18 protein-coding genes are annotated in these 21,487 nt (G+C 72.3%); 2 read left to right on the top strand and 16 right to left on the bottom strand.

The annotated features are described in order from the left end of the window. Nucleotides 1-13: 13 nt before the first annotated feature. Nucleotides 14-1,009 carry a hypothetical protein gene (locus ACZ4WQ_RS13575; protein ID WP_398372169.1) on the top strand — a complete coding sequence of 332 codons (996 nt, stop codon included), beginning with the start codon at nucleotides 14-16 and terminating at the stop codon, nucleotides 1,007-1,009. Between the two features lie 404 nt (nucleotides 1,010-1,413). Here the strand turns inward: ACZ4WQ_RS13575 and ACZ4WQ_RS13570 are convergent, their stop codons facing one another. From ACZ4WQ_RS13570 to ACZ4WQ_RS13560, 3 genes are read right to left on the bottom strand one after another with little or no spacing between them, the layout of a single operon-like run. Beyond that, nucleotides 1,414-3,381, bottom strand: a complete 1,968-nt coding sequence (locus ACZ4WQ_RS13570; protein WP_398372171.1) for a primary-amine oxidase — start codon at nucleotides 3,379-3,381, stop codon at nucleotides 1,414-1,416. Then, nucleotides 3,378-4,970 carry a gamma-glutamyltransferase gene (locus ACZ4WQ_RS13565; protein WP_398372173.1) on the bottom strand — a complete coding sequence of 531 codons (1,593 nt, stop codon included), beginning with the start codon at nucleotides 4,968-4,970 and terminating at the stop codon, nucleotides 3,378-3,380. Before ACZ4WQ_RS13565 ends, ACZ4WQ_RS13570 begins: the two co-directional genes overlap by 4 nt. Beyond that, nucleotides 4,967-5,620 carry a cyclase family protein gene (locus ACZ4WQ_RS13560; RefSeq protein ID WP_311729294.1) on the bottom strand — a complete coding sequence of 218 codons (654 nt, stop codon included), beginning with the start codon at nucleotides 5,618-5,620 and terminating at the stop codon, nucleotides 4,967-4,969. The genes ACZ4WQ_RS13565 and ACZ4WQ_RS13560 overlap by 4 nt, the downstream gene beginning before the upstream one ends. An 83-nt stretch (nucleotides 5,621-5,703) precedes the next feature. Between ACZ4WQ_RS13560 and ACZ4WQ_RS13555 the strand changes: the two genes are divergently transcribed. Then, nucleotides 5,704-6,408 (top strand): GntR family transcriptional regulator, encoded by a 705-nt coding sequence (locus ACZ4WQ_RS13555; protein ID WP_311729293.1) that lies wholly within the window; start codon nucleotides 5,704-5,706, stop codon nucleotides 6,406-6,408. Between the two features lie 38 nt (nucleotides 6,409-6,446). Here the strand turns inward: ACZ4WQ_RS13555 and solA are convergent, their stop codons facing one another. The 13 genes from solA to atzF form a co-directional block, all read right to left on the bottom strand. After that, complete coding sequence (gene solA, locus ACZ4WQ_RS13550) at nucleotides 6,447-8,894, bottom strand: N-methyl-L-tryptophan oxidase (RefSeq protein WP_398372176.1); 2,448 nt, start codon at nucleotides 8,892-8,894, stop codon at nucleotides 6,447-6,449. Continuing rightward, a complete protein-coding gene (locus ACZ4WQ_RS13545; protein WP_398372178.1) occupies nucleotides 8,891-10,348 on the bottom strand; it encodes an aldehyde dehydrogenase family protein in 1,458 nt (485 codons plus the stop codon). The genes solA and ACZ4WQ_RS13545 overlap by 4 nt, the downstream gene beginning before the upstream one ends. Before the next feature lie 65 nt (nucleotides 10,349-10,413). Further along, nucleotides 10,414-11,262 carry a creatininase family protein gene (locus ACZ4WQ_RS13540; protein ID WP_311729290.1) on the bottom strand — a complete coding sequence of 283 codons (849 nt, stop codon included), beginning with the start codon at nucleotides 11,260-11,262 and terminating at the stop codon, nucleotides 10,414-10,416. A 29-nt stretch (nucleotides 11,263-11,291) separates the two neighbouring features. Next, on the bottom strand, nucleotides 11,292-11,750 hold the full coding sequence (locus tag ACZ4WQ_RS13535; protein WP_311729289.1) for a cytidine/deoxycytidylate deaminase family protein: 459 nt from the start codon (nucleotides 11,748-11,750) through the stop codon (nucleotides 11,292-11,294). Further along, entirely contained in the window at nucleotides 11,747-12,511 is a 765-nt protein-coding gene (locus ACZ4WQ_RS13530; protein ID WP_358644637.1) for an amidohydrolase family protein, read from the bottom strand. Before ACZ4WQ_RS13530 ends, ACZ4WQ_RS13535 begins: the two co-directional genes overlap by 4 nt. 11 nt (nucleotides 12,512-12,522) lie before the next feature. Continuing rightward, nucleotides 12,523-13,485, bottom strand: coding sequence for an ABC transporter ATP-binding protein (locus ACZ4WQ_RS13525; protein ID WP_398372182.1), 963 nt, complete (start codon nucleotides 13,483-13,485; stop codon nucleotides 12,523-12,525). Next, entirely contained in the window at nucleotides 13,482-14,501 is a 1,020-nt protein-coding gene (locus ACZ4WQ_RS13520) for an ABC transporter ATP-binding protein (RefSeq protein ID WP_311729287.1), read from the bottom strand. Before ACZ4WQ_RS13520 ends, ACZ4WQ_RS13525 begins: the two co-directional genes overlap by 4 nt. After that, entirely contained in the window at nucleotides 14,498-15,187 is a 690-nt protein-coding gene (locus ACZ4WQ_RS13515) for an alpha/beta hydrolase (protein ID WP_311729286.1), read from the bottom strand. The genes ACZ4WQ_RS13520 and ACZ4WQ_RS13515 overlap by 4 nt, the downstream gene beginning before the upstream one ends. A gap of 5 nt (nucleotides 15,188-15,192) precedes the next feature. Beyond that, on the bottom strand, nucleotides 15,193-16,281 hold the full coding sequence (locus ACZ4WQ_RS13510) for an ABC transporter permease (protein ID WP_398372185.1): 1,089 nt from the start codon (nucleotides 16,279-16,281) through the stop codon (nucleotides 15,193-15,195). Further along, entirely contained in the window at nucleotides 16,278-17,237 is a 960-nt protein-coding gene (locus ACZ4WQ_RS13505) for an ABC transporter permease (RefSeq protein ID WP_311729284.1), read from the bottom strand. Before ACZ4WQ_RS13505 ends, ACZ4WQ_RS13510 begins: the two co-directional genes overlap by 4 nt. Further along, complete coding sequence (locus tag ACZ4WQ_RS13500; RefSeq protein WP_398372187.1) at nucleotides 17,230-18,885, bottom strand: ABC transporter substrate-binding protein; 1,656 nt, start codon at nucleotides 18,883-18,885, stop codon at nucleotides 17,230-17,232. The genes ACZ4WQ_RS13505 and ACZ4WQ_RS13500 overlap by 8 nt, the downstream gene beginning before the upstream one ends. Before the next feature lie 97 nt (nucleotides 18,886-18,982). Continuing rightward, on the bottom strand, nucleotides 18,983-19,789 hold the full coding sequence (locus tag ACZ4WQ_RS13495; RefSeq protein ID WP_398372189.1) for an N-acyl homoserine lactonase family protein: 807 nt from the start codon (nucleotides 19,787-19,789) through the stop codon (nucleotides 18,983-18,985). Beyond that, nucleotides 19,789-21,429 (bottom strand): allophanate hydrolase, encoded by a 1,641-nt coding sequence (gene atzF / locus ACZ4WQ_RS13490; protein ID WP_468022201.1) that lies wholly within the window; start codon nucleotides 21,427-21,429, stop codon nucleotides 19,789-19,791. Before atzF ends, ACZ4WQ_RS13495 begins: the two co-directional genes overlap by 1 nt. Between the last annotated feature and the right edge of the window lie 58 nt (nucleotides 21,430-21,487).

Here is a 21,487-nt window from a genome sequence, read left to right as displayed (position 1 = left end):
GAGGTCTTCGACAATGGCCACTACGGGACCGGATGGGAGTACGACACCCAAGAGCCCGCACGCCTACGCGAACGCCGCCATGGAGTACATCACCGCGATGAAGGCGGTCGACCCGTCGATCAGGGTCGGCGTCGTGCTCACCACCCCCGGCTTCTGGCCGGACGGCGAAGTCGGCTCCGAGGACTCCGGCGACTGGAACGACGTGGTCCTGTCGACCGTCGGCGGCCGCGCGGACTTCGGCATCTTTCACTGGTACCCGTACACGGACAGCACCACGGAAGCCGAGATGCTCACCAGACCGCCTACCGCTGCCTCGGTCGTCGAGGCGTTCCGCGCCGACCTCGACCGCCACGACGCGACCAACACCGAGATCTTCGTGACCGAGCTGAACGGCGGCAAGCCCCGCAACACCCAGGCGCAGGCGCTGTGGGCCGCCGACGCGTACCTGTCCCTGGCAGCCGCCGGAGTACACAACGCGACCTGGTGGAACGTGCACAACGGATCCGGCGGCACCGCCACCGATGTCACCGGCGCCACCGATTACAACGACGAGGGCCTCCTGTCCAACGGCAGTGGCAACGAACCGGCCGCACAGACTCCGTTCCGCGCCTACTACGGCATCCAGATGCTCTCTCGTGTCGCCCAGGCCGGAGACATCTTGGTCCGCGCCTCCTCCAGCACCACAACGGTCAGCGCGCACGCAGCGCGCCGGGCGAACGGCGCACTGAGCGTCCTGCTCGTCAACAAGGACCCGGCCAACTCCGTCACGGTGACCCTCTCCTACACCGGCTACCGGCGCACGGCGCGGCGCCGCCCCGGTGTCGAAGTGGAAGAAGTCTGCGGCGATGATGCCCTCGGCCTGGGCCCACTCGGTTCCCTCGGGCGTAGCAGTCGGCAACGGACGTGTTGCGGCTGCCGTCGCCATGCGGGGTGGCCCCCCATCGCCACAGCGAGGCTGTGGCGCAGCAGCACGGCAGACCATAATGGCGCGCGACCGGCGGGCACGTGAACTGCGCACGTGCGGGGCGGGGATCAGGGCGGGCCCCCCAGCGGGCGAAGGCCGTCGGCTGCTGTGGATCCTGGCCCCGGCGCGCGCGGGCCCGGCACGGTGGAGCGGCCCCTCCCTCCCGTGCCTGGCCCCTGCCCCGTCCGTCAGCCGTTGACCGGCTGCGGGACGGAGCCGTGGAGGGTACCGGTGTCCGCACCGAGCCGAGGTGCCGGAGCGGCCGCCGGCGCCGGGTCATCGGAGAACATCAGCGGTGAACCGTGCAGCAATAAAGACACCCTTCAGGCGTGCGTGTGCGGAGCGTGTACCGGCCCGGTGCCGCCCGCCGTCGCGGCCGCGGTGAGCGTCGCGGCCACCGCCACCAGCCCCGCCGCGGCCCGCGGCGGCCGGCCGCGGCCGGGCCCGGCTCATTCGCAGCAGTGGTCCGGCGCCCCGGACCCGTGGCCGGCCGCCGCGGGCCGCGGCGCATGGCAGGAGACGGGTGGGGGCACGTCGAGGGCCGGATTGCGGTCGAAGAACCCGTCGGGCTCCAGCCGCAGCCGCGCCCTGGCCACCGGCATCACCGGCCACTCCTCGGGGCGCGGGAAGTGGTGCGAGCCGACGGTGGCCCACAGCACCAAATCCGTGCCGTCCAGCGAGCGGTCCTCCTCCTGCCACTTGTGCACGCCGTCCGCGCCCGGCTCGGCCTGGTTGGGGTACTCACCGGCGACGAACCGTCGGTCCGGGTCGTAGGCGGTCGCCCACAGCTGCCGGCCCACGAACGGAGCGCGGCGGGCGCACACACTGTCCTCCCGCACCGGCAGGACCGCGGTGTTCTCCAGGTGCACCCGGTACGCCGTCGGTTCGCCCATCCGGTTGCGGGCCTCGGCGCTCTCCACCCGCCAGTGCAGCGCACGCGACGGATCGGTGCGCCGGGCTCCCTCCGCCTCGCTGAGGATGGGGCGCAGCACGGTCCGGGCGGCGTTGCCGTACGGGTCCAGCTCCGGGTCGGTCTCGTGCTCGGCGGTGACCTCCACCAGCCGGTTGCGGGGGCCGTCCACGGCCATGTCGAGGCGGACGCTGAAGAAGTGCTGGTGGTTGGTGACCGCGACGTTCGGGGCGACCCGCCGGGCGTAGGGGGTCTCTTCGCTCTCCGCCACGCCGGTGGCGGAGAGGATGCCGGTCATCTTGATCTCCAGCATCACCGAGCCGTCCTGGTACAGCGACCAGTAGAAGCCGTAGTCGTAATTGGCCACCGTGGCGAACGCGGAGATGATCAGACGGCGGGACCGGCGCACCTCCGTGCGGCCGCTGCGGCCGTCGTGGTGCTTCCACAGGATGCCATCGTCCTCCTCATGCAGGCAGACGGCGTTGGGAATGACCCGGGGGACGCCGTCGCCGCCGAGCACCGCGGCGTCGAAGTAGTGGATGACGCCCAGGCAGTCGCAGCCCAGGGCCAGGGAGTTGGTGAGCGGGCCCGCGCCGTACTCGCCCCAGTCGAAGAAGTTCTTGCGGTACTGGGTGGAGGCGGTGTCGAAGTAGGGGACGTACATCTCGTTGACGGCCGCGCGCCGGATCACCTGCCGCGGGCCCTTGCCACCCGCGTCGAAGGTCAGGTCGTGCAGCACCAGGCCCTCGCGGTGGGTGAAGCCGACCCGTACCGACCAACCCTGCCAGTCGATCCGCTGACCGGTGACGGTGAAACTGGGGCCTTCGGGCTGGACCACCTCCAGGGGCCGCAGGCCCGGCCGGGGCGGCACCACTCCGGTGGAGAACACCCCGGACTCCTGTGACAGCGGAACCACACCGTGGTCCTCGATGTGAAGGATCTCCATGGACTCCATGTCGATGATCGGCACCACGCCCTGCACGGGGCGCGCGTAGCCGTTGTCGTCCTCGGAGGTGCGGTGCCACACGCTGCCCCAGGTCAGCCGGCGGCCCTTGTACTCGGGCGGTTCGAAGCCGCCGATCGACTCCGGGTCCACCATCACCAGCGACACGTCGTGGATGCCGCGCAGCGCCAGCGCCCGCTGGAAGCGCGGGTCCGCCCGGCAAGCGGCAGCGGCCTGCCGCGCCTCCTCGGAGGAACAGCCCGGACTGCGCACATCCAGCTCCCGCCAGGCGGTGCTCCGCGGCGCGTCGCCGAGTTCGAGGCCGACCTCGTACGCGAGGTGCGCGGAGGGGCAGATCACGACCGCGCGGGCTCTCCGCGTCTCGCCGGGGGCGGCACGGCGGGCGTGGTCCTCGTCCAGTGTCACGCCCCAGAAGCGCGCGTCCTCGGTGACCCGGGCGTCGCCCCGCAGGACCTTGGCGGCGGTGGCCAGTTCGGCCGCGGTGAGGGGGTCCAGCGGATGTGGCGCGTCCGCCGGTACGGGCTCGGGGGCGAGGGTGCTCATCGGGGGTTTCCTTCCAAAAATCCGGCGAGGTCTGCCGCGGCGCCGCCGTGGGGCGGGCCGTGGAACACGGTTGCGCCGTCGGCGCGTGGATCGGAGGCGCCGTCCAGTCGGCCGTCGGCGGCCAGCCGCACCACTTGGGTGTGACCGGCCAGGTCGGTGCGGCCGGGAGCGGCGACGACCGGTACGTCCGACGGGAAGCCGGGCGTGGCGGCGGGGACGGACCCGGGCTCGGCCAGCAGGGTCTGTGTTGCGTGGCCGATGTCGCGGGCGCCGACCACCCAGCGCGGCCGGTCCAGCACGGCGGCCGGGTCGGTGGCCGGGTCCATAAGATCCGGCGCCGTCTGGGCGAGGATCTGCGGCTGGGCCCGGCCGCCCTGGCAGCCGGCCGCCAGCAGCAAGTCGGCGGACCGGCCGAGCACGGGGCACAGGGTGTGCGGGGGCCGCAGCCCGGGTCCGATGAGGGCCGGGTGGCCGGGCAGCAGACTGAAAGCCGAGCCGCGGTTGTGCAGCACGATGCCGGTGTCCGGCTCGCAGATGCCGGAGCCGAAGGTCTGGTAGACGCTCTGGATCAGGGAGACCGCCAGCCCCGAGGAGTCCACGGCGGTGACCGCGACCGTGTCCCCGGCGGGCCGGAACGGCGGCTTCGGCGGCTGCGCACCGGCGAGCGGCGCCGGCCGCAGCAGTCCGTCCAGATCCACCTCCGTGCCGCGTGGATCGCCCAGCAGCCGGTCACGGGCCGCCGAGGCGTCCTGGCAGCGGGCCGCCAGGAGGCCGGTCCGCCGTGGCTCGGGGAGTGTCGCGGCCGCGGCGGCGGCCTCCAGGACGGCCAGCAGGCTCGCGCCCTGACTCGGTGGCGGCGCGGTCCACCAGCGGGTGCCGGACACGTCCAGCGCCAGTGCCTCGACGCTCTCCGCGCGGTGGGCCGCGAGGTCGCTCGCGGTCAGTGGGCTGCCGGCCCGGCGCAGCCCGTCCGCCAGTGCCTCGGCAACCGCCCCCCGGTAGAAGGACGACGGATCGTCCGCCAGCGCACGCAGTACGGCGGCCAGCCGCGGCTGCGGCAGTGGGTCGCCCTCGTCGAGCGGCGCCCCGCCGGGCCCGGCCAGCAGCGCGCTGAGCCCGGGATCCGCGGCGATCCGCGCGGACTGTTCGCGCACGGCGCGCGCCAGCCCCGCCGATACGGTGGCACCCTCCTCCGCCAGCGCGGCGGCGTTCCGCAGGGTGGCGGCCAGGGTCCCCGGTGTGCCATGGGTTTCGGCGAGCTCGGCCCAGCCGGCCACCGCGCCGGGTACGGTCACGGTCAGCGGCCCCTGCGCGGGCATCCGCGGGTCCGCGGCGCGCAGCGTGTCGACATCGACGTCGTGTGCGGCCGCGCCGGCCGACAGCACCGCGCGCACCGTGCCGTCGGGGGAGTGGACGAGTGCGATCAAGTCGCCGCCGAGAGAGCATTGGTGGGGGTAGACGACGGTGAGGACGACCGCCGCCGCCAGTGCGGCGTCCACCGCGTTGCCGCCCCGCTCCGCCGCCTGCCGGGCGGCCGCCAGCGCCGCCGGGTGCGGCGCGGCCAGGATCAGCGGGGACGCGGCGGTCACGCCTCGTCCCGCGGCAGGAGCACGGTGCGCGAGGGGGCAGCCTCGGCACCCTGCAACGGCACCGGGAGGGAGAGCATGTCGTACACCCCGGCCGGCGTGTGCAGCAGGTCGACCACCTCAAGAATCAACACGTCTGCGGCGCACAGCAGTTGGTGGGTCGGCCAGTCGGTGGTGTGGGCGACGGCCTCGATGCTCAGGTAATCGATGCCCGCGGTGCGTACCCCGGCCTCGATGAGGCGTTCCGCGCCGTCCGGGGCCAGTCCGACCCACTGCCGGGCCTTCCACGGGCTGCGCAGTACGCCCTCCGAGTTGCTGGTGCGCAGCAGCACGCGCTCTTCGGAGCCGAGGCCGGCCGCGTCGAGGTCGGCGGCGGTGATCTGCTCTTTCACATGCGTCAGGTCCAGTACCCGCGCGGCGCCGTTGAGAGCGGACAAGTCGAGCCGGTCGACCGTCTTTCCGCCGTCGATGAAGTGGGCGGGAGCGTCGATGTGCGTGCCGGTGTGGGTACCGATGCGCCAGCGGCTCACATTGGAGGCGTCGCCGGCGGTGCGGGATTCGACGATCTCCACCTCGGGGCGGCGGCCCCAGTGCAGCATTCCGGGGTGGATCGGCACCGACACGTCGATGGCCTTGCCGAAATCCAGATTCATGCACTTACCCCTTATTGGATTCGAATATGATGGAAGTGGATCCAAAAGATCTACCGACCACGAGAAGGGCTTGACCGACTCCGATGACGCCCCAGACTGATGAGGGCCCCCTCGTCGACGACATCGCGGCCCGCATTCGCGCGCGGATCATGAACGGCGAGCTGGCGATCGGCAAACCGTTGCGCCAAGCGGCGCTGGCCGCCGAGTTCGGGGTCAGCCGCACACCGGTACGCGAGGCGCTGCGCCAGTTGCAGAACGGCGGGCTGATCGAGGTGCAGCCCAACCGCGGCGCGGTGGTCCGAGTGCCCACGCCCTGGGAGGTGCGCCAGGCCTACGAGGTGCGCGCCGAGCTGGAGGGGCTGGCCGCCCGGCGTGCCGCCTCGCGTATCACGGAGCGTCAGCTCACCGCACTGCGGGAGCACAACGCCGTCCTGCGCGAGGCCGCGGAGCGGGCCGCCGGTGAGGAGGCGGCCGCCGGCAGCCCCGCGACCACGGCGGCCAACGACTGCTTCCACACCGTCGTCTGCGAGGCGGCCGACAACCCTTGGCTGAGCCGGATGATCGACCGGATCAACGAGAGCTTCCCGCGCAACGTCTCCTCGCTCGCCCTCGCCGGTGACGAGCGCCACCGGCAGCAGAACATCCGGCAGCACGAGCTCATCGTCGGAGCGCTGACCGCCCGGGACGCGGACCGCGCCGACGAGGTCATGCGCGACCACGTCATCAGCTCCGGCGAGCTTCTGACCGCCTGGTACGAGCGCCGCTCCCAGACCGTCTTCCACGGCTGAGACGGCCCCCGGCCATTCGGGCCGCCCGGTGGCGCCCCTCACCCGGCACCACCGGGAAACAGCCGGGACGGGGACAGGAAGTCCAGGTCCGGGCGGGCGGTCCCGCACACGAGATCGGCCAGTGCCTCGCCGATCGCCGGGCCGAACTTGAAACCGTGTCCCGAGCACGCCGACGCCACCAGCGCCCGCTCCACTCCCGGTACCTCGCCGACCACGAAACGCCGGTCGGCCGTCATGGTGTAGAGGCAGGTCAGGCTCTCGGTCACCGGGCCGGCACCGGGCAGCACCTGGGCCACCGCCTCGGCGAGCAGGGCGAGTTCCGCCGCGGTCGCCGCGGGGCGGGGCGCGTCCGGATCCCAGGCCGGGCCGCTGTCAAGACCCACTTTGAGGCCGCGGCCACCGGTCGCGGGGAACCCGTACAGCAGCCCCTGCGGCAGATCCACGGAGAAGCTGCCCAGGCCGGACGGGCCCAGCGGTCCCGCCGGGTCGGCGGCGAAGTAGGCGTTGACGATGCGGGTGACCGTCAGCCGCCCCGCCAGCGAGGGGACCTGGGCCGCCGTCCAGGGACCGGTGCACAGCACCAGGTGCCGGGTGCGCAGTACGCTGTCTGCGGTGCGCACCACGACCTGGTCGCCGTCCGGTTCCCAGCCGATGACCGGGGTACGGTCCGCGACGGCCGCGCCCGACCGTTCGGCCAGCGTCAGCTGGGCCCGCAACGTCTCCTCCGCGTCGATGATCCCGGCCCGCGGGTCGTGTACGGCGCCGAACCCGGCGGGCAGCCGGAGCCCCGGGAAGATCCGCGCCGCCTCCTCGGGGCCGACCTGCCGGCAGCCGGGGCCGCGCAGCGGATCCGGCCGGTCCACCGGCGCCGCGTACAGCCCGCCGGTGATGTCGACCAGACGGGTCTTCGCGGCGTCCTCCAGCTCCTCCCAGGCCCGGTAGGCGGTGTCCACCAGACCGTCCCAGTCGGGATGGGGATAGGCGCGCCGGATCATCCGGGTCGCACCGTGCGAGGACCCGAGGTCATGGCCCAGGGCGTACTGCTCCAGGCCCAGGACGTCGAGTCCGCGCGCGGCCAGCCGGCGCAGGGCGGCACTGCCGTGCACGCCGAGGCCGACCACGATCGCGTCCCGGCACCGGGTGCCACGGCGGGCCGCAGCGGGCGCGGGTGCGGGTGCGGGGGCAGCGGCGCCGGACCGACGTGCCGGCTCCCGCGGCGGTGTGGGCGTGCCGTGCGGGCTGACGATCTCCCGCACCGCCTCGACCAGGGCGTCCAGGTCGGCCCGGTCGTTGTAGACGTGCACCGAGGCCCGCACCACCTTGGTCAGGCCCCGGGGATCCATGTCCCAGCGGCCGTGCCCCGCCGGCACCGCGATCAGATGGATCCGGCGGCGGGCGAGTTCTCGCTGCACCGCGCCGGCGTCCAGTCCGTCGACCACGAAGGTGACGATGGCGCCGCCCGCGGCCGGCGGGTCGGTGACGCGTACGCCCGGCAGTTCGGCGAGGTGTTCCCGCAGTGTGGTGGCGAGCGTCGCCAGATGCCGGGAGACGGTGTCCACGCCCAGGGCGGTCAGGTCCGCCAGCGCGGCACCCAGACCGAGGCGCAGGGCGTGTGCGGCCTCCCACAGCTCGAACCGCTTGGCGTCCGGCACCAGTTCCCAGCTCCGCTCGGCGGTCCAATGGGCACCCCGGACATCGGGCGCCTCGGGGGCCAGTCGGTCCAGGAGGGGGCGGCGGACCGCGAGCAGCCCGGTGCCGCGCGGCCCGCGCAGGAACTTGCGGCCGGTCCCGATGAGCAGGTCGCAGCCGATGGCGCCGATGTCGACCGGGAGCTGGCCGAGCGACTGTGTGGCGTCCAACAGGAAGGGAACCCGGTGCGCCTGGGTCAACGCGCCGATATCGGCGGCGGGTTCGACCAGACCCGAGGAGGTCGGCACATGCGCCGCGGTGACCAGGGCGGCGGGACCGGTGCGCAGCGCCGTCTCCAGTGCCTCCAGCGCCACCGCCCCGTCGGGGCCGTTGGGCAGCAGCTCGACCCGGACACCGTGGTCGCGTTCGGCCGACAGCAGGTGCAGGGCGCTGCTGACGTAACTGGAACGAGCGGCCAGCACACGGTCGCCGGGGCGCAGCCGCAGCGCCGACACGGCGCGATGCCAGCCGGCCGTCGCGCTCTCGACGAGGGCGACTTCCTCCGGCCGGGCGCCGAGGAGCTCAGCGGTACGTGCGTAGACGGCCTCCAGCGCGGGGGCGGCGTCCTTGGCGGCCTCGTAGCCGCCGGAAAGGCTCTCGGCGCGCAAGTGGCCGATGACCGTGTCCACGGTGACGGAGGCGGGCAGGGCCGCACCGGCGGCGTTGAAGTGGTGGCCGGTGGCGGAGCCCGGCGTGCGGGCGCGCTCGGCCGCGACCTCCAGCGCGCGGGCGGCGGGGAGCAGGGGTGGCGATGCCGGGTGCGAGGCGGCGGTCCCGGTCGTGGTGGGGGCGCTCACAGGGCGATCGTGACGCTCTTGAGCTCGGTGAACCCGTCGACGGCGGCGTCGCCGAGGTCCCTGCCGAGGCCGGACTGCTTCATCCCGCCGAAGGCCACGGCGGGGTCGAACTCGTTGTAGGTGTTGACCCACACGGTGCCGGCCTCCAGCGCCGCGACCGTGCGGTGGGCGCGTGCCAGACTGCCGGTCCACACACCGGCGGCAAGCCCGTAGTCGCTGTCGTTGGCCAGGGCGATCGCCTCATCCTCCGTGTCGAACGGGATGACCGTGGCGACCGGGCCGAAGATCTCCTCCCTGGCGATCCGCATGCCGGGGCTGACGCCGGTGAACACCGTCGGCCGCACGAACCAGCCCGGTCCGGGCAGCGGTTCGCCGCCCGCTGCCACCTCGGCGCCCTCGGCGCGGCCCAGGTCGAGGTAGCCGCTGACGCGGTCGTACTGCTCCTGGGACACCAGGGGACCGATGTTGATGCCGCCCGCCAGCCCGGGGCCGATCCGCAGCGCCTCCACCGCCGGCAGCAGCCGATCGAGCAGCTCCTTGACGACCGGTCTCTCCACCAGCAGCCTGCTTCCGGCGGTGCACATCTGTCCGGAGTGGCCGAACACCGCACGCACGGCGGCCGGGGCCGCAGCGTCCAGATCGGCGTCCGCGAAGACGATGTTGGGCGACTTGCCGCCCAGTTCGAGGGTGAGCCGCTTGACCGAGGGTGCCGCCGCGGCCATGATCAGCCGCCCCACCTCGGTGGACCCGGTGAAGGACACCTTGGCGACATCGGGATGGCCGACCAGTTCCGCACCCGTACGCCCGTCACCGGTCACCACGTTGACCACGCCCTCCGGTACGCCCGCCTCCAGGCAGAGCGCGGCCAGCCGCAGCGCGGTGAGCGGGGTCTGCTCGGCCGGCTTGACCACGACCGTGCAGCCGGCGGCCAGAGCGGGGGCGATCTTCCACGCCGCGATCATGAAGGGGAAGTTCCACGGCAGTACGGCGGCGACCACGCCGACCGGCTCGCGCACGCTGTAGACATGCCGGTCGGGGCCGGACGCGTGCACGGTGCCCGACAGCCGGGTCGGGGCGCCCGCGAAGTGGCGGATGGCCTGCAGGCCGAGGTCCACATCGCCGCGCGCCCGCTCGATGGCCTTGCCGTTGTCCAGGGTGTCCAGCACCGCCAGCTCCTCGGCGTCGCGTGCCACCAGCTCGGCGAGGCGCAGCAGCACGTCGCGGCGGAGTCGGGGCGGCAGTCCGCGCCACCGCCGGTCACGGTGTGCGTCGGCGGCGGCCGCCACCGCGGCGGACACCTCCTTGGGACCGGCCTGGGCGATGGTGGTGAGCTGCTCCTGAGTGGCGGGGTCGAGCACCGGGATCCGCTCCCGCGCGGTGCCCGTGGTCCACTCCCCGCCGATGAGCATGGGCTCGCGGTCCGGCAGCCGGGGGAGCACGATGCTGGGGTCCAAGGTGTTCTCCTTCTGGGTCGGGCCGCCGCCCCGCGGTCCGTTGTCCTGGGTTCCCGATCCCGGCGTCACGCGCGTCGTCCGGGGCGGTGGGTCGGATCGGGCCAGGGCTCGCGGACCGCGGCGGAGACCGCCCGGGCGGTGGTCGCGACGCAGCGGTCGAACTCCGCCGCGCCGTGGGTCGGGTCCGCGTCGGTCACGTCCCTGCCCCACACCCCCGTCTCGCTGACCTGGTCCATGCGGTAGTCCCAGAAGGAGTCGAGGTCGACATGGGAGGTGGCCAGTTCCATCCGGACCAGCTCCGGCGCCAGATGCAGCATGACGGAGGTCTCGAAGAAGTTGGCGTGCATCAGCGCCCGGCCGTAGGTGACATGTCCGTCGACCTCGGGTCCCGGGTACATCGTCACGTATCCCAATGCCCGCACCCGGGCGTCACGATGGCGGACCCTCAGCTTCTCGGCGGACACATCGAGCGCGCCGTTGTTCCAGATGTGCCCGTTGAGCAGGATGAACTGCCGTATCCCGGAGGCGTACAACGAGTCGATGACATCCTCGACCACGGCGATCATGGTCTCCGGCCGCAGCGCCACCGTCCCGGCGAAGTCGCCGTGGGACGCGGACACCCCGAAGCTCAGGGGCGGCAGGACGGGCACACCGGTCAGGGCGGAGACCCCCAGGGCGACTGCCTCGCAGATCCGGGTGTCCACCGCGAGCGGGAGATGGGGGCCGTGCTGCTCGGTGGCACCGACGGGGATGATGACGGCGTTCTGGCCCGCGGCGGTGGACTTCGCGTCCGGCCAGGTCAGCTCCTCCCACAGGACCGGCGCGCCGGTCCCGCCCAACCGCGCGGCGAGTTCCGGGACGTCCAGGCCGGTGGGTACGGTCCGTCCGGACGGCTCGGTGATGAAGACGGACATGTCTCCTCCCCTCTTGGGGCCGGTGGCGCTCACCACCGGCGTCGGCTCTTCTCGGGCAGCAGGTCCAGGGCGCGCAGGGGGACGGGCTCGTCCCCGTCGACCGTGGTGACCCACACGGTGGCGTCCGGGCAGTAGTCGCTGATCAGTTCGCGGCACACCCCGCACGGGGCGATGATCCGGAACCGGCCCGCCGGTTTGATCTGCACCGAGACCACCGACACGATGGCGAGCGGCGCCTCGGGGGGCAGGGCGCCCCGGGCGGTTCCCATGGCCACTCCCTCGGCGCAGATCGAACTGCGTCGGCAGGAACCCTCCACATGGACGCCGGTGTGGACGCGGCCGTCCGCGGTACGCAGCGCCGTCGCCACCTCGTGGCGGCCCGGCTGCCAGGCCCGGGCCAGCAAGGCCTGGGCCGCCGTGAGGAGTTCGGTGTCGCCCGCGCTCATCGACGGCGGGGCGGGCACGGGGCTGACGTCCGCCGCGCTCATGACGTCAGGCCCAGCAGCCGGGCCATGTTGCCGCCCTCGACCAGCGCCCGGTCCTTCTCGTCCTCGACCGCCTTTGCGATCTTCATGCGTTCCAGGTCGAAGTCCGAGCCGGGCCACTCGCTGCCCATCAGGATCTTCTCGGGCCCCAACCGCGTGTAGGCGCGCTTCACATCGCTCAGCAGTGTCGCCGATGTCTCCAGGTACACATGCGGCTGGCGTTCGGCCACGATGATCGCCTCCGGCACGTTCCACACCGCCCCCATGTGCGCGATGATCGTCGGCACCCCCGGATGGTCGCGGGCGATCTCCTCGATGGCCAGCGGCGCGCAGAACGCGTCATCGAGAGCGTTGATCAGGACCAGCAGCCCGCGCCGGGCACACGCTTCGAACACCGGGTCCAGCAGTCCGTGGTCGGCGACGTGGTAGCCGTGCAGACTGGGGTGCAGCTTCAGACCCACCAGGCCCGCGTCGGCCATCCGGTCGATCTCGTCGATCGCGTCGTCGGCCTGTGGCAGCACCTGCCCGAAACCGAAGAAACGGTCCGGGTGCGCGGCCACCAGGGAGCTGATGAAGTCGTTCTCGATGCGCTGCGCGAGCGAGCACACCATCGCCATGTCCACCCCGGCGGCGTCCATCCTGTCGAGGATGCGCCGGGGCTCGAAGGGCGTGTACGGCGGCGGAGCCTGACCCTTGCGTGCTCCGGTCAGATAGTCCGACCGGCCGCGGACGTCCTGAGTGGTGTTGTACGCGTCGATGATCAATACGTTCGTCCTTACTCGCTGGACACCAGGGGCAGGTGACAGCGCACCCTGCGCCCCGGTGCGATCTCGTGCAGGTCGGGCCTGGTGGTGCGGCACCGGTCCATGGCGATGGGGCACCGGGTGCGGAACAGACAGCCCTCGGGCGGATTCGCGGGGTCGGGCAACTCGCCTTCCAGGACCTGCTGTTCGCGGGGTTCCCCGGCCCGCAGCACGGGCACGGAGGACAGCAGCGCGCTGCTGTAGGGGTGCGCGGGACCGGAGAAGAAGTCCTCGCGGGTGGCGATCTCGATGATCTGGCCCAGATACATGACGGCGATCCGGTCGGCGATGTGCCGTACGACCCCCAGGTCGTGCGAGATGAACAGCATCGTCAGACCCCGGTCGCGGACGAGATCCGACAGCAGGTTCAGCACCTGGGCCTGGATCGACACGTCCAGCGCCGAGACGGCCTCATCCGCCACCACGAACCGCGGCGACGAGGCGAGCGCCCGCGCGATGCCGATGCGCTGGCGCTGACCGCCGGAGAACTCATGCGGTCTGCGCCCGCCAGCCTCCGCGCCGAGCCCGACCAGGTCGAGAAGGTCGGCCACCGCCTCCGCGGCCTCGGCGCGGGTGGCGCCGCGCGCCCGCAGCAGCGGTTCGGCGACGATGTCGGCGATCCTGCGCCGTGGATTGAGCGAGCCGAACGGATCCTGGAAGACCATCTGCAGCTCGGCCCGCATCCGGCGCAGCCGCTGTCCGCGCAGCCGGGTGAGGTCGGAGCCGAGGAACTCGATCCGGCCCGAGGCCGGCTCGATCACCCGCAGCAGGGCCCGGCCGAGCGTGGACTTGCCGCACCCCGACTCCCCGACCAGTCCGAGGGTCTCGCCCTGGAGGATGTCGAGGTCGATGTCTCGCAGCGCCTGGACCCGGCCGCCGGCCCGTCCCGGGTACTCCACCCGCAGCCCGCGGACCTCGATGAGCGCGGCGGTCATGCGTTGCCTCCCTGGGAGCGGGCCGTGGCACGTGCGGGTCCGGGCAGCACACAGGCGTCGAGGTGCCCGTCGTGGCCGTACCGCTGCCGGAGCGCGGGGCGCTCGGCGCACGCGGCGTGGGCGAAGGGACACCGGGGTGCGAAAGCGCAGCCGGGCGGGCGGCCCACCCCGGTCAGCGGGGTGCCGGAGATGGTGGGCAGCCGCCGTAGGACCGGACCGTCGATCGGCGGCACCGAGCCGAGCAGCCCCATCGTGTACGGGTGCTGGGGGCGGAACAATACCTCCTCCCGCAGGCCCTGCTCCACGATCCGCCCCGCGTACATGACGGCCACCCGGTCGGCGACCTCGGCCACGACCCCCAGATCATGGGTGATCAGCAGCACGGAGGTGTCGTGGTCGCGCTGGATCCGCTTGAGGACCGCGAGGACCTGGGCCTGGATGGTGACGTCCAGAGCCGTGGTGGGCTCGTCCGCGATCAGCAGGGCCGGGTCGTTGGCCAGGCCCATGGCGATCATCACGCGCTGGCGCATCCCGCCGGACAGCTGGTGCGGGTAGGCACGCGCCGCGCGGTCCGGGCCGGCGATGCCGACCTCCGAGAGCAGTTCCACGGCACGGCTCATCGCCTGCTCGCGCTCCACGTCGCGGTGGGCGCGGATCATCTCGGAGACCTGGGCGCCCGCCCGGTGCAGCGGGTTGAGCGCGGCCAGCGCGTCCTGGAAGACGACCGCGATGTCCTTGCCCCGGACGCCGCGCAGTTCCCGTTCGGACGCGGCGACGAGGTCGCGGCCGCCGAAGGACACTTCGCCGCTGATGTGGGTGCGCGGGCCGCGGTTCAGCCCGACCAGGCTCATCGACAGGGCGGACTTGCCGGACCCCGACTCGCCGACCAGTGCCAGGACTTCGCCTTTCCGCAGCGTCAGATCCACCCCGTCCACGGCCGGCAGGCGGCCGGCCGGAACGTCGAACCGCACGCGCAGATCGCGGATCTCCAGCACGGGGGCGGGCGTGGAGGTCATGAGGCGGCGCTCACGGCCAGCGCCGCCGCGTGGATCATGTCGGCGACGCGACGCGGCCACACGAGCGTCGTGTAGTGGCTGCCCGGCACGTGTTCGACGGTCGCCTTCATACGTGTCGCCATGTCCTGCTGGGCCTGCGGGCGCAGCGTGCGGTCGTCGTCGGCGACCAGGTACCAGCTGGGCAGACGGCGCCAGGCGGGGATACCGGTCGGCTGGGTGAAAATGAGGTTTTCCGACTTCCGCCCCTCGGTCTCGACGATGACGCGCTGGTCGGGGGAGAGGTCGGGCCCGATCTCGTCCCAGAACTCCGGACTCGGCTCCGACTTCCATTCGCCATTCGGTCCGCGCCGCATGTACTTGGAGATCTCGGCCGGTTCGTAACGCTCGACGATCTCGTTGACGGTCTCGCCCTCATCGGGGCCGAACGCGGCGATGTACACGAGGCCTTTGACCCGCGGATGGCGGCCGGCATTGCTGATGACCGCGCCGCCGTAGGAGTGCCCGGCCAGGACCACCGGGCCCGTCGTCTCCGCCACGGCGGCCGTGGTGTGGGCGACGTCGTCCTCCAGCGAGGTCAGCGGGTTGGTGACGATGAACACCCGGTGGCCGAGGGCGGTCAGCAGGGGCTCCACCGCCGCCCAGGTCGTCGGCCGTCCGCCGGCACCGTGGACCAGCACGATGTCCATGCGGGTCATCCTTTCCGTATGCGCGGGTCGAGGACCGTGTAGAGCAGGTCCACCGCGTGGTTGACCAGGGTGAACAGAAGGGCTATGGCGAGGGCGGCTCCCTGGACGACGGGGTAGTCCCGCTGGAGGACGCCCTGCACCAGCAGGTGGCCGACGCCGGCGTACGAGAAGACCGTCTCGGTGATGACCGAGCCGCCCAGCAGGGACCCGAACTGGAGCCCGAGGACGGTCACGATGGGCAGCCAGGCGTTGCGCAGCACATGGTGGCGGATCACCACGCTCTCGCTCAGGCCCTTCATACGGGCGGTCCTGACGAAGTCGTCACCGAGGACCTCCAGCACCGAGGCGCGGACGATGCGGGTGATGAACCCGGCCATCGACAGCGCCAAGGTGACCGAGGGCAGGATGAGGTGCTCGATCCAGGGCCACACCAGTTCGGGGCGGTTCTGAAGGATCGCGTCGAGCAGCACGAAGTTGGTCGTCGGGTGGTAGTTCAGCGAGCTGGGCAGCCGGCCCAGGACCGGCAGCCAGCGCAGCCACACGCCGAACACGATGATGCCGAGCACACCGAGCGCGAACCAGGGCAGCGAGAAGCTCACCGTGGCCACGCCCCGGATCACGGTGTCGATCCAACGGCCCTTGCGCAGCGCGGCGACGACACCGCTTGAGACACCGAGCAGGACCGCGACGGTCATCGCCGCGAGCGTCAGCTCGATGGTGGCGGGGAGGGCGTCGGCGAGCAGCCCCAGGACGCTGTTGGACCCGTAGAACGAGCTGCCCAGGCGCAGATGCACCAGGTCGTCGAGGAAGGTGCCGTACTGGGTGAGCAGCGGCTGGTCCAGCCCGAGTGCCCTGCTGACGCGCTCTTCGTTGGCGGACACCTCGGCCGCGGACAGGCTGTTGCCACCTGCCGCGAGCGAGGTCGCCGGTGAGCCGGGCAGCAGGCGTATCGCCAGGAATACCAGGCTGGCCAGCGCGAACAACACGAGGGGGATGACCGCCAGCCGCCGTAGGACCAACGGGACGGTGCCGGTGGCCCACTTCGGCCGGCGCAGCGGGCGGGACACGCGGGCGGCGCCGGCGGAGCCACTCACGCGGTCCCCCGGGGGTCGAGCGCGTCGCGCAGGTCGTCGCCCACGAAGTTGCACGCGACGACGAACAGCAGGGTGAGCGTCGCGGGCAGGACGACCAGTCGGGGCGCGGAGAAGAGGAACTCCTGGCCGGCCTGGACCATGTACCCCCAGTCGGGTTGCGGCGGCTGGATCCCCAGGCCGAGATAGGACAGGCCGGCGGCGAAGCCGGCCGCGATCGAGAGTGTCATGACGATCTGGGCGAGCATCGGTCCGGCGATGTTCGGCAGCAGTTCCCGCACCAGGATGCGCGGGGTGCGGGTGCCGCCGAGCCGGCAGGCCACGATGTAGTCGCGGGCGGCCTCGCGCGCCGTCAGCGCGCGGGCCAGCCGGGCCAGACCGGGCGCGAGGGAGATGCCGATGCCGAAGATCAGGCTGCTGGTGCCGGCCCCGGCCGCCGCCACCAACAGGATGACGAGCAGGATGGAGGGGAAGGCGAGGGCGAGGTCGACGAGGCGCATCAGGATCTGCTCGACGACGCCGCCGGCGTATCCGGCGACGAGTCCGATCGCGGTGCCGACGGCGGCGGCCAGCGCGGTCGCCGCGAACGACACCAGCAGCAGCGGGCCGGCCCCGTGCACGAGTCGGGCCAGCTCGTCGCGGCCCAGGTCGTCCGTGCCGAGCGGGTGACCCGCGGAGCCGGGGGGCAACAGCGCCGACGGGGTCTGACGCAGCGGGTCGGCCTGGACCAGGAGCGGGCCGACGGCCGCCACGAGGATCACGGCGATCAGAACGAGCCAGGACAGCGCCGCCGGCCAGGACCGCGCCACCCGGCGATGGCGCAGCAAGGCGAGAGTGGACCGCCGTTCGGTCGAGGGTGAGGGCGCGGGCGAGGGAGAGGGGGACGAGGGCGGCCGGTCGGCCGCTACGGGCGGTGCGCCGGTGGCCGCGGCATCCGCCGCGGCCGTGGTGTCAGACACGGGCCTTCTCCATGTAGCAGCGGTGGTTGGCCAGCGCACTGGTGTTCATGTTCTTCACCTGCGAGCCGCTGACGACCAGGTTGCTGAAGCAGGCCAGCATCGACAGCACCATGTACTCCTCCGCCCAGCGGCGCTGGATCTTGGTGTAGGCGGCGGTGCGCCGCCCTCCGTCGGGGAGGTTCTTGGCCTCGACCAGGTCTTTCGCGAGCGTGTCGACGCCGTCGAGGCCACTCATGCCGGAGAGCGCGGAGCCGTAGATGCCCGCGGGGTTGGCCATGGCGCCGACCATGTCGTCGGCGTCCGGGATGTAGGTGTTGCGTTCCCAGATCATCAGGTCGTGGTACTCGTCGTTCTTGTCGAGGAGACGACTGAAGTACGTGGCCGGGTCCACCGAGGTGGTGGACACCCTGAACCCGACGTCGCTGAGGTTCTGGGCGATGATCTGGGCGGCCTTCGGGTGCCAGGAGTCGCTGGCCGCCATGATGCGGACGCGGCGGCCTTGGGCGCGGGCCTCGGCGATGAGTTTCCTCGCCTCAGTGGTGTTCTGGGTGCTCAGGTCGGCCAGGCTGGTGTCGTAGGAGCTCTGGGCGGGCGGGATGGCGTATCCCTTGGGTTCGCTGCCGATGCCGAAGAACGCCTGGGCGAGGATGGCCTTGCGGTCGATGGCGAGGTTGATGGCCTTGCGTACCTTGAGTTCGGGGATGCGCCGAGCATCGATCATCATGATGGCGTTGGCGCTGTAAGGGGTCTTGTAGACCTTGACCGAGTCGTCCTTGCGCAGCCGGGCGACCGCGGAGTACGGGGTGAACTGAGTGGCCGAGATGTCGCCGCTGAGCAGTGAACTGACGATGGTCGACGGGTCCTGCACCTGGCGCAGCACCAGTCGGTCGACGGGAGGTCTGCCGAGCCGGAAGCCGTCGAAGGCCTCAAGGGTGATGGACTGGCCGGAGGTGGCGGAGGAGAACTTGAAGGGGCCGGTGCCGACGAGGTGCTTGCCGATGTCGGCACCGTACTTCTTGAGCGCCGCCTTGGAGATGATGCGACCGCCGATGTCGGACAGCTTGCCGAGGACGGTTCGGTCCGGCTCCTTGAGGACCATCTTGACGGTGAGGTTGTCCTCGGCGGTCAGTGAGGCGACGTTCGAGCCGAGGCGGGCGAGTGGCCGGGTGGCGCCCTTGGGGAGGGTTTTGTCGTCGGGGTCGAACTGCCGGTTGAGGCTGGCCAGGACGTCGGCGGAGGTCAGGGTGGTGCCGTCGTGGAAGGTGACGCCGTCCCGCAGGGTGAAGGTGTAGGTGAGCTGGTCATCGGAGATCTTCCAGCTCTTGGCCAGGTCGGGGGTGGGTTCGTTGGTCTCGAAGGAGATGAAGGTCAGGCCGCGGCAGACACAGTCGACGGCCATCCAGTCGCCCAGCGAGGTGTAGAAGGCCGGGTCGACGACGGCGCTGGTGGCGTCGATGGCGAGGGTCAGAGTGCCGCCTTTGCCGCTTCCCCCGGCGTCGTCAGCCGCCACACCACAGGCGCTCAGCAACGCGGGGAGCCCGAAACCGACTCCCACTCCGAGGAGCCCCGCGCCCCGGAGCATGGTGCGGCGCGACACCGCCGCCGCGGCAGAGCCGGGCGAGGGCGATCCGTGTGGCTGGTCCGGCATGTGGGCCTCCTTGGGCACCGATCCGAAGAATGGATCTAATGTGCGCTGACTTGGATCCAATTATTCGGTGAGTGGAGTCCTCCTTGTCTCCAGAACGTTAAAGGCGTGTGAAGCGGGCCTGTGAGGACGCCCGCAACCGCGGCCAGACCACGGGGTCATGACCGGGGATGAGCTCGTAGCCACGCTCGGCCGCGATGCTCTTGAGCCGGCGGATCGGCTCCACGGTCTGCGCCGGATCGACCCCGATGGAGGCGCCGATGGGAAGCTCGCGCTCGATGTTCTCGGTGAGATCGGCGGCGTCGAAGGCGAACACGAAGCCGCCGCCGTCCGCGAGGTCCACCACGAAGCTCTGGTGTCCCGGCGTATGCCCGGCGGTCAGCACGGCTGTCACCCCGGGGGCGATCTCCACCTCGCCGTCGGCCTGTCGCCAGTCGATGCGGGGGTCGTCGAAGTCGACCCGGAAGATCGAGTTGCGCTCGACCTCCGGCTGCCCCGAGAGACCGTAGGCCAACTCCGCGCGTTGCACATGCACCGGCACACGGCCCGCGAAGTGCTTCAATCCGCCCGCATGGTCGGCGTGCAGATGGCTGACCGCCACCGCGTGGATCGAGTCCATCGCGACTCCGGCCGTATCGAGGGCCTCCTCCAGCGGCTCGCCAGGGCCCGGCAGGATGGGCTGGTAGGCGGGGGAGCCATAGAAGCGACGCCGCAGTGCCGGGTCCCGGATCAGCGCCGTGTTGAAGCCGGTGTCCAGCAGCAGCCAGCCGCCGTCGCACTCCAGGAGAACGGCGGGTACCGGTTCGCGCAGCCGCTCCTCGTACGGCGCGCCATGCACCGAAACCGACTTGGGGAGTTCCTCCCAACCGAGCAGCAGCGGCACGATCCGCCGCACGCCGCGCCGCATCACGGCCGTCCGGCCGCGAGGTAGGACCGCCAGCCGCCGTACGGCGTGATGTCCTTCGCGTTCTCGAGTCCGGACGGCTCACACAGGAAGCCGGGCACCTGCGTGCCGTCGGCAAGCTCGACGCTGCCGATCGCCATGGGGCGGGGGAGTGTCGCGACCAGCGTGCCGAGTCCTTCCGGCGGCAGCTCCCATACCTCTGCCTCGATGGCCGCGCCGCCGTCCGCGACCCGTACCAGGCCCGGCTTGGCGGGCTCGGTGGTGAGGGCGTACAGCCGGTAGTGGGGTGCGGTGACGGTCGTGTGGTCATGGCGGGCGCCCAGCGCGAGGAACTGGGGGTTCAGTGGCTGCCCGGTCAGATGGGCTCCGATGACCGCGACGCGGGTGGGCGGGGTGAGCCGGGCCGCGATCCGGGCCAGCCGCTCGTCGGTGTGGGCCGGGCCGATCAGCATCACACCGAAGGGGAGTCCGCCGACGGTGCCGGCCGGGACGGCGACCGCGGCCAGGCCGAAGAGGTTGGTGGAGTTGGTGAACCGGCCGAGGCGGGCGTTGCTGCCGAGGGGATCGGCGGCGACCTCGGAGAGGGTGGGGTGGCCGGGAGTGGTGGGCAGGAGCACGGCGTCCGCGTCACCGAGGGCGGCCAGCGCCTGGGCGCGCAGCGCGGCGAGCTTCTCCTGGTCGGCGAAGAGGCGGTGGGCGGGGATGGCGCGGGCGCCGCGGATGATGGAGGCCACGGTGGGGTCGAGGTCGGGGGTGTCCTTCTCGATGAACTCGCCGACGGCGGTGTAGCGCTCGGCGACGAACGCGCCCTCGTACAGCATCGCGGCCGCCTCGGTGAACGGTGCCAGGTCGAGGGGCTGGAGACGGACTCCGGCGGCTTCCAGGCGGGCGGCGGCCGCCTCGTACGCCTCCGCCCAGCCGGGGTCCAGCTCGCCCAGCCGGCCGGTGGAGGGGACGGCGACCCGCCAGGGGCCGGGGGCCCGCTCGGGGAGGCGCGAGGGCGCTGTGCTCATGTACGACAGCGCCTGCTCGGCCTCGGGGAGGGTGCGGGCGAAGACGGTGACGCAGTCCAGGCTCGCGCAGGCGGGGACGGTGCCCTCGGCGGGCACCAGGCCGTAGGTCGGCTTCAGCCCGTATACGCCATTGAAGGCGGCCGGGACGCGGCCGGATCCGGCGGTGTCGGTGCCCAGGGCGAGGTCCACGAGGCCGAGCGACACGGCGACGGCGGAGCCGGAGCTGGATCCACCGCTGATCCGGGCGGGGTCGACGGCGTTCCGTACGGCGCCGAAGGGAGAACGCGTGCCGACCAGGCCGGTCGCGAACTGATCGAGATTCGTGGTGCCGAGGACGAGCGCGCCGGCGGCCCGGAGGCGGGCGACGACGGGGGCGTCGGCGGTGGGTTCGTACGCGTACGAGGGGCAGCCGGCGGTCGTCGGCAACCCCGCCACGTCGATGTTGCCTTTGACGGCGAGCAGCCGTCCGGCCAGCGGCAGGCGCTCCCCGGCGGCCACGCGGGCGTCGATGGCCCCGGCCTCGGCCTCGACCTCCGCCCGGGGGCGGAGGTCGATCCAGATCTCGGGGCGGTCCACCTGGTCGATGCGGGCGTAGGCGGCGCGGACGCGCCGGAGGGCAGAGGGCGGCATGTGATGCTCCTTGGGGGCACGGAAAGCCACGGGGGGGCCAAGGGAGGGGGCGGGCGGG

It is taken from the genome of Streptomyces sp. NPDC028305, assembly GCF_055569495.1.
The sequence above is the reverse complement of the archived record's forward strand: the minus strand, read 5'-3'. Positions and strand labels throughout refer to the sequence as shown.

Bases quoted from the DNA above. Each gene is read 5' to 3' on its own strand.
- ACZ4WQ_RS13575 (WP_398372169.1), top strand. From the start codon at position 14: ATGGCCACTACGGGACCGGATGGGAGTACGACACCCAAGAGCCCGCAC.
- ACZ4WQ_RS13570 (WP_398372171.1), bottom strand. From the start codon at position 3,381: ATGAGCACCCTCGCCCCCGAGCCCGTACCGGCGGACGCGCCACATCCG.
- ACZ4WQ_RS13560 (WP_311729294.1), bottom strand. From the start codon at position 5,620: ATGAATCTGGATTTCGGCAAGGCCATCGACGTGTCGGTGCCGATCCAC.
- ACZ4WQ_RS13555 (WP_311729293.1), top strand. From the start codon at position 5,704: ATGACGCCCCAGACTGATGAGGGCCCCCTCGTCGACGACATCGCGGCC.
- ACZ4WQ_RS13540 (WP_311729290.1), bottom strand. From the start codon at position 11,262: ATGTCCGTCTTCATCACCGAGCCGTCCGGACGGACCGTACCCACCGGC.
- ACZ4WQ_RS13535 (WP_311729289.1), bottom strand. From the start codon at position 11,750: ATGAGCGCGGCGGACGTCAGCCCCGTGCCCGCCCCGCCGTCGATGAGC.
- ACZ4WQ_RS13525 (WP_398372182.1), bottom strand. From the start codon at position 13,485: ATGACCGCCGCGCTCATCGAGGTCCGCGGGCTGCGGGTGGAGTACCCG.
- ACZ4WQ_RS13520 (WP_311729287.1), bottom strand. From the start codon at position 14,501: ATGACCTCCACGCCCGCCCCCGTGCTGGAGATCCGCGATCTGCGCGTG.
- ACZ4WQ_RS13515 (WP_311729286.1), bottom strand. From the start codon at position 15,187: ATGGACATCGTGCTGGTCCACGGTGCCGGCGGACGGCCGACGACCTGG.
- ACZ4WQ_RS13500 (WP_398372187.1), bottom strand. From the start codon at position 18,885: ATGCCGGACCAGCCACACGGATCGCCCTCGCCCGGCTCTGCCGCGGCG.
- ACZ4WQ_RS13495 (WP_398372189.1), bottom strand. From the start codon at position 19,789: ATGCGGCGCGGCGTGCGGCGGATCGTGCCGCTGCTGCTCGGTTGGGAG.
- atzF (WP_468022201.1), bottom strand. From the start codon at position 21,429: ATGCCGCCCTCTGCCCTCCGGCGCGTCCGCGCCGCCTACGCCCGCATC.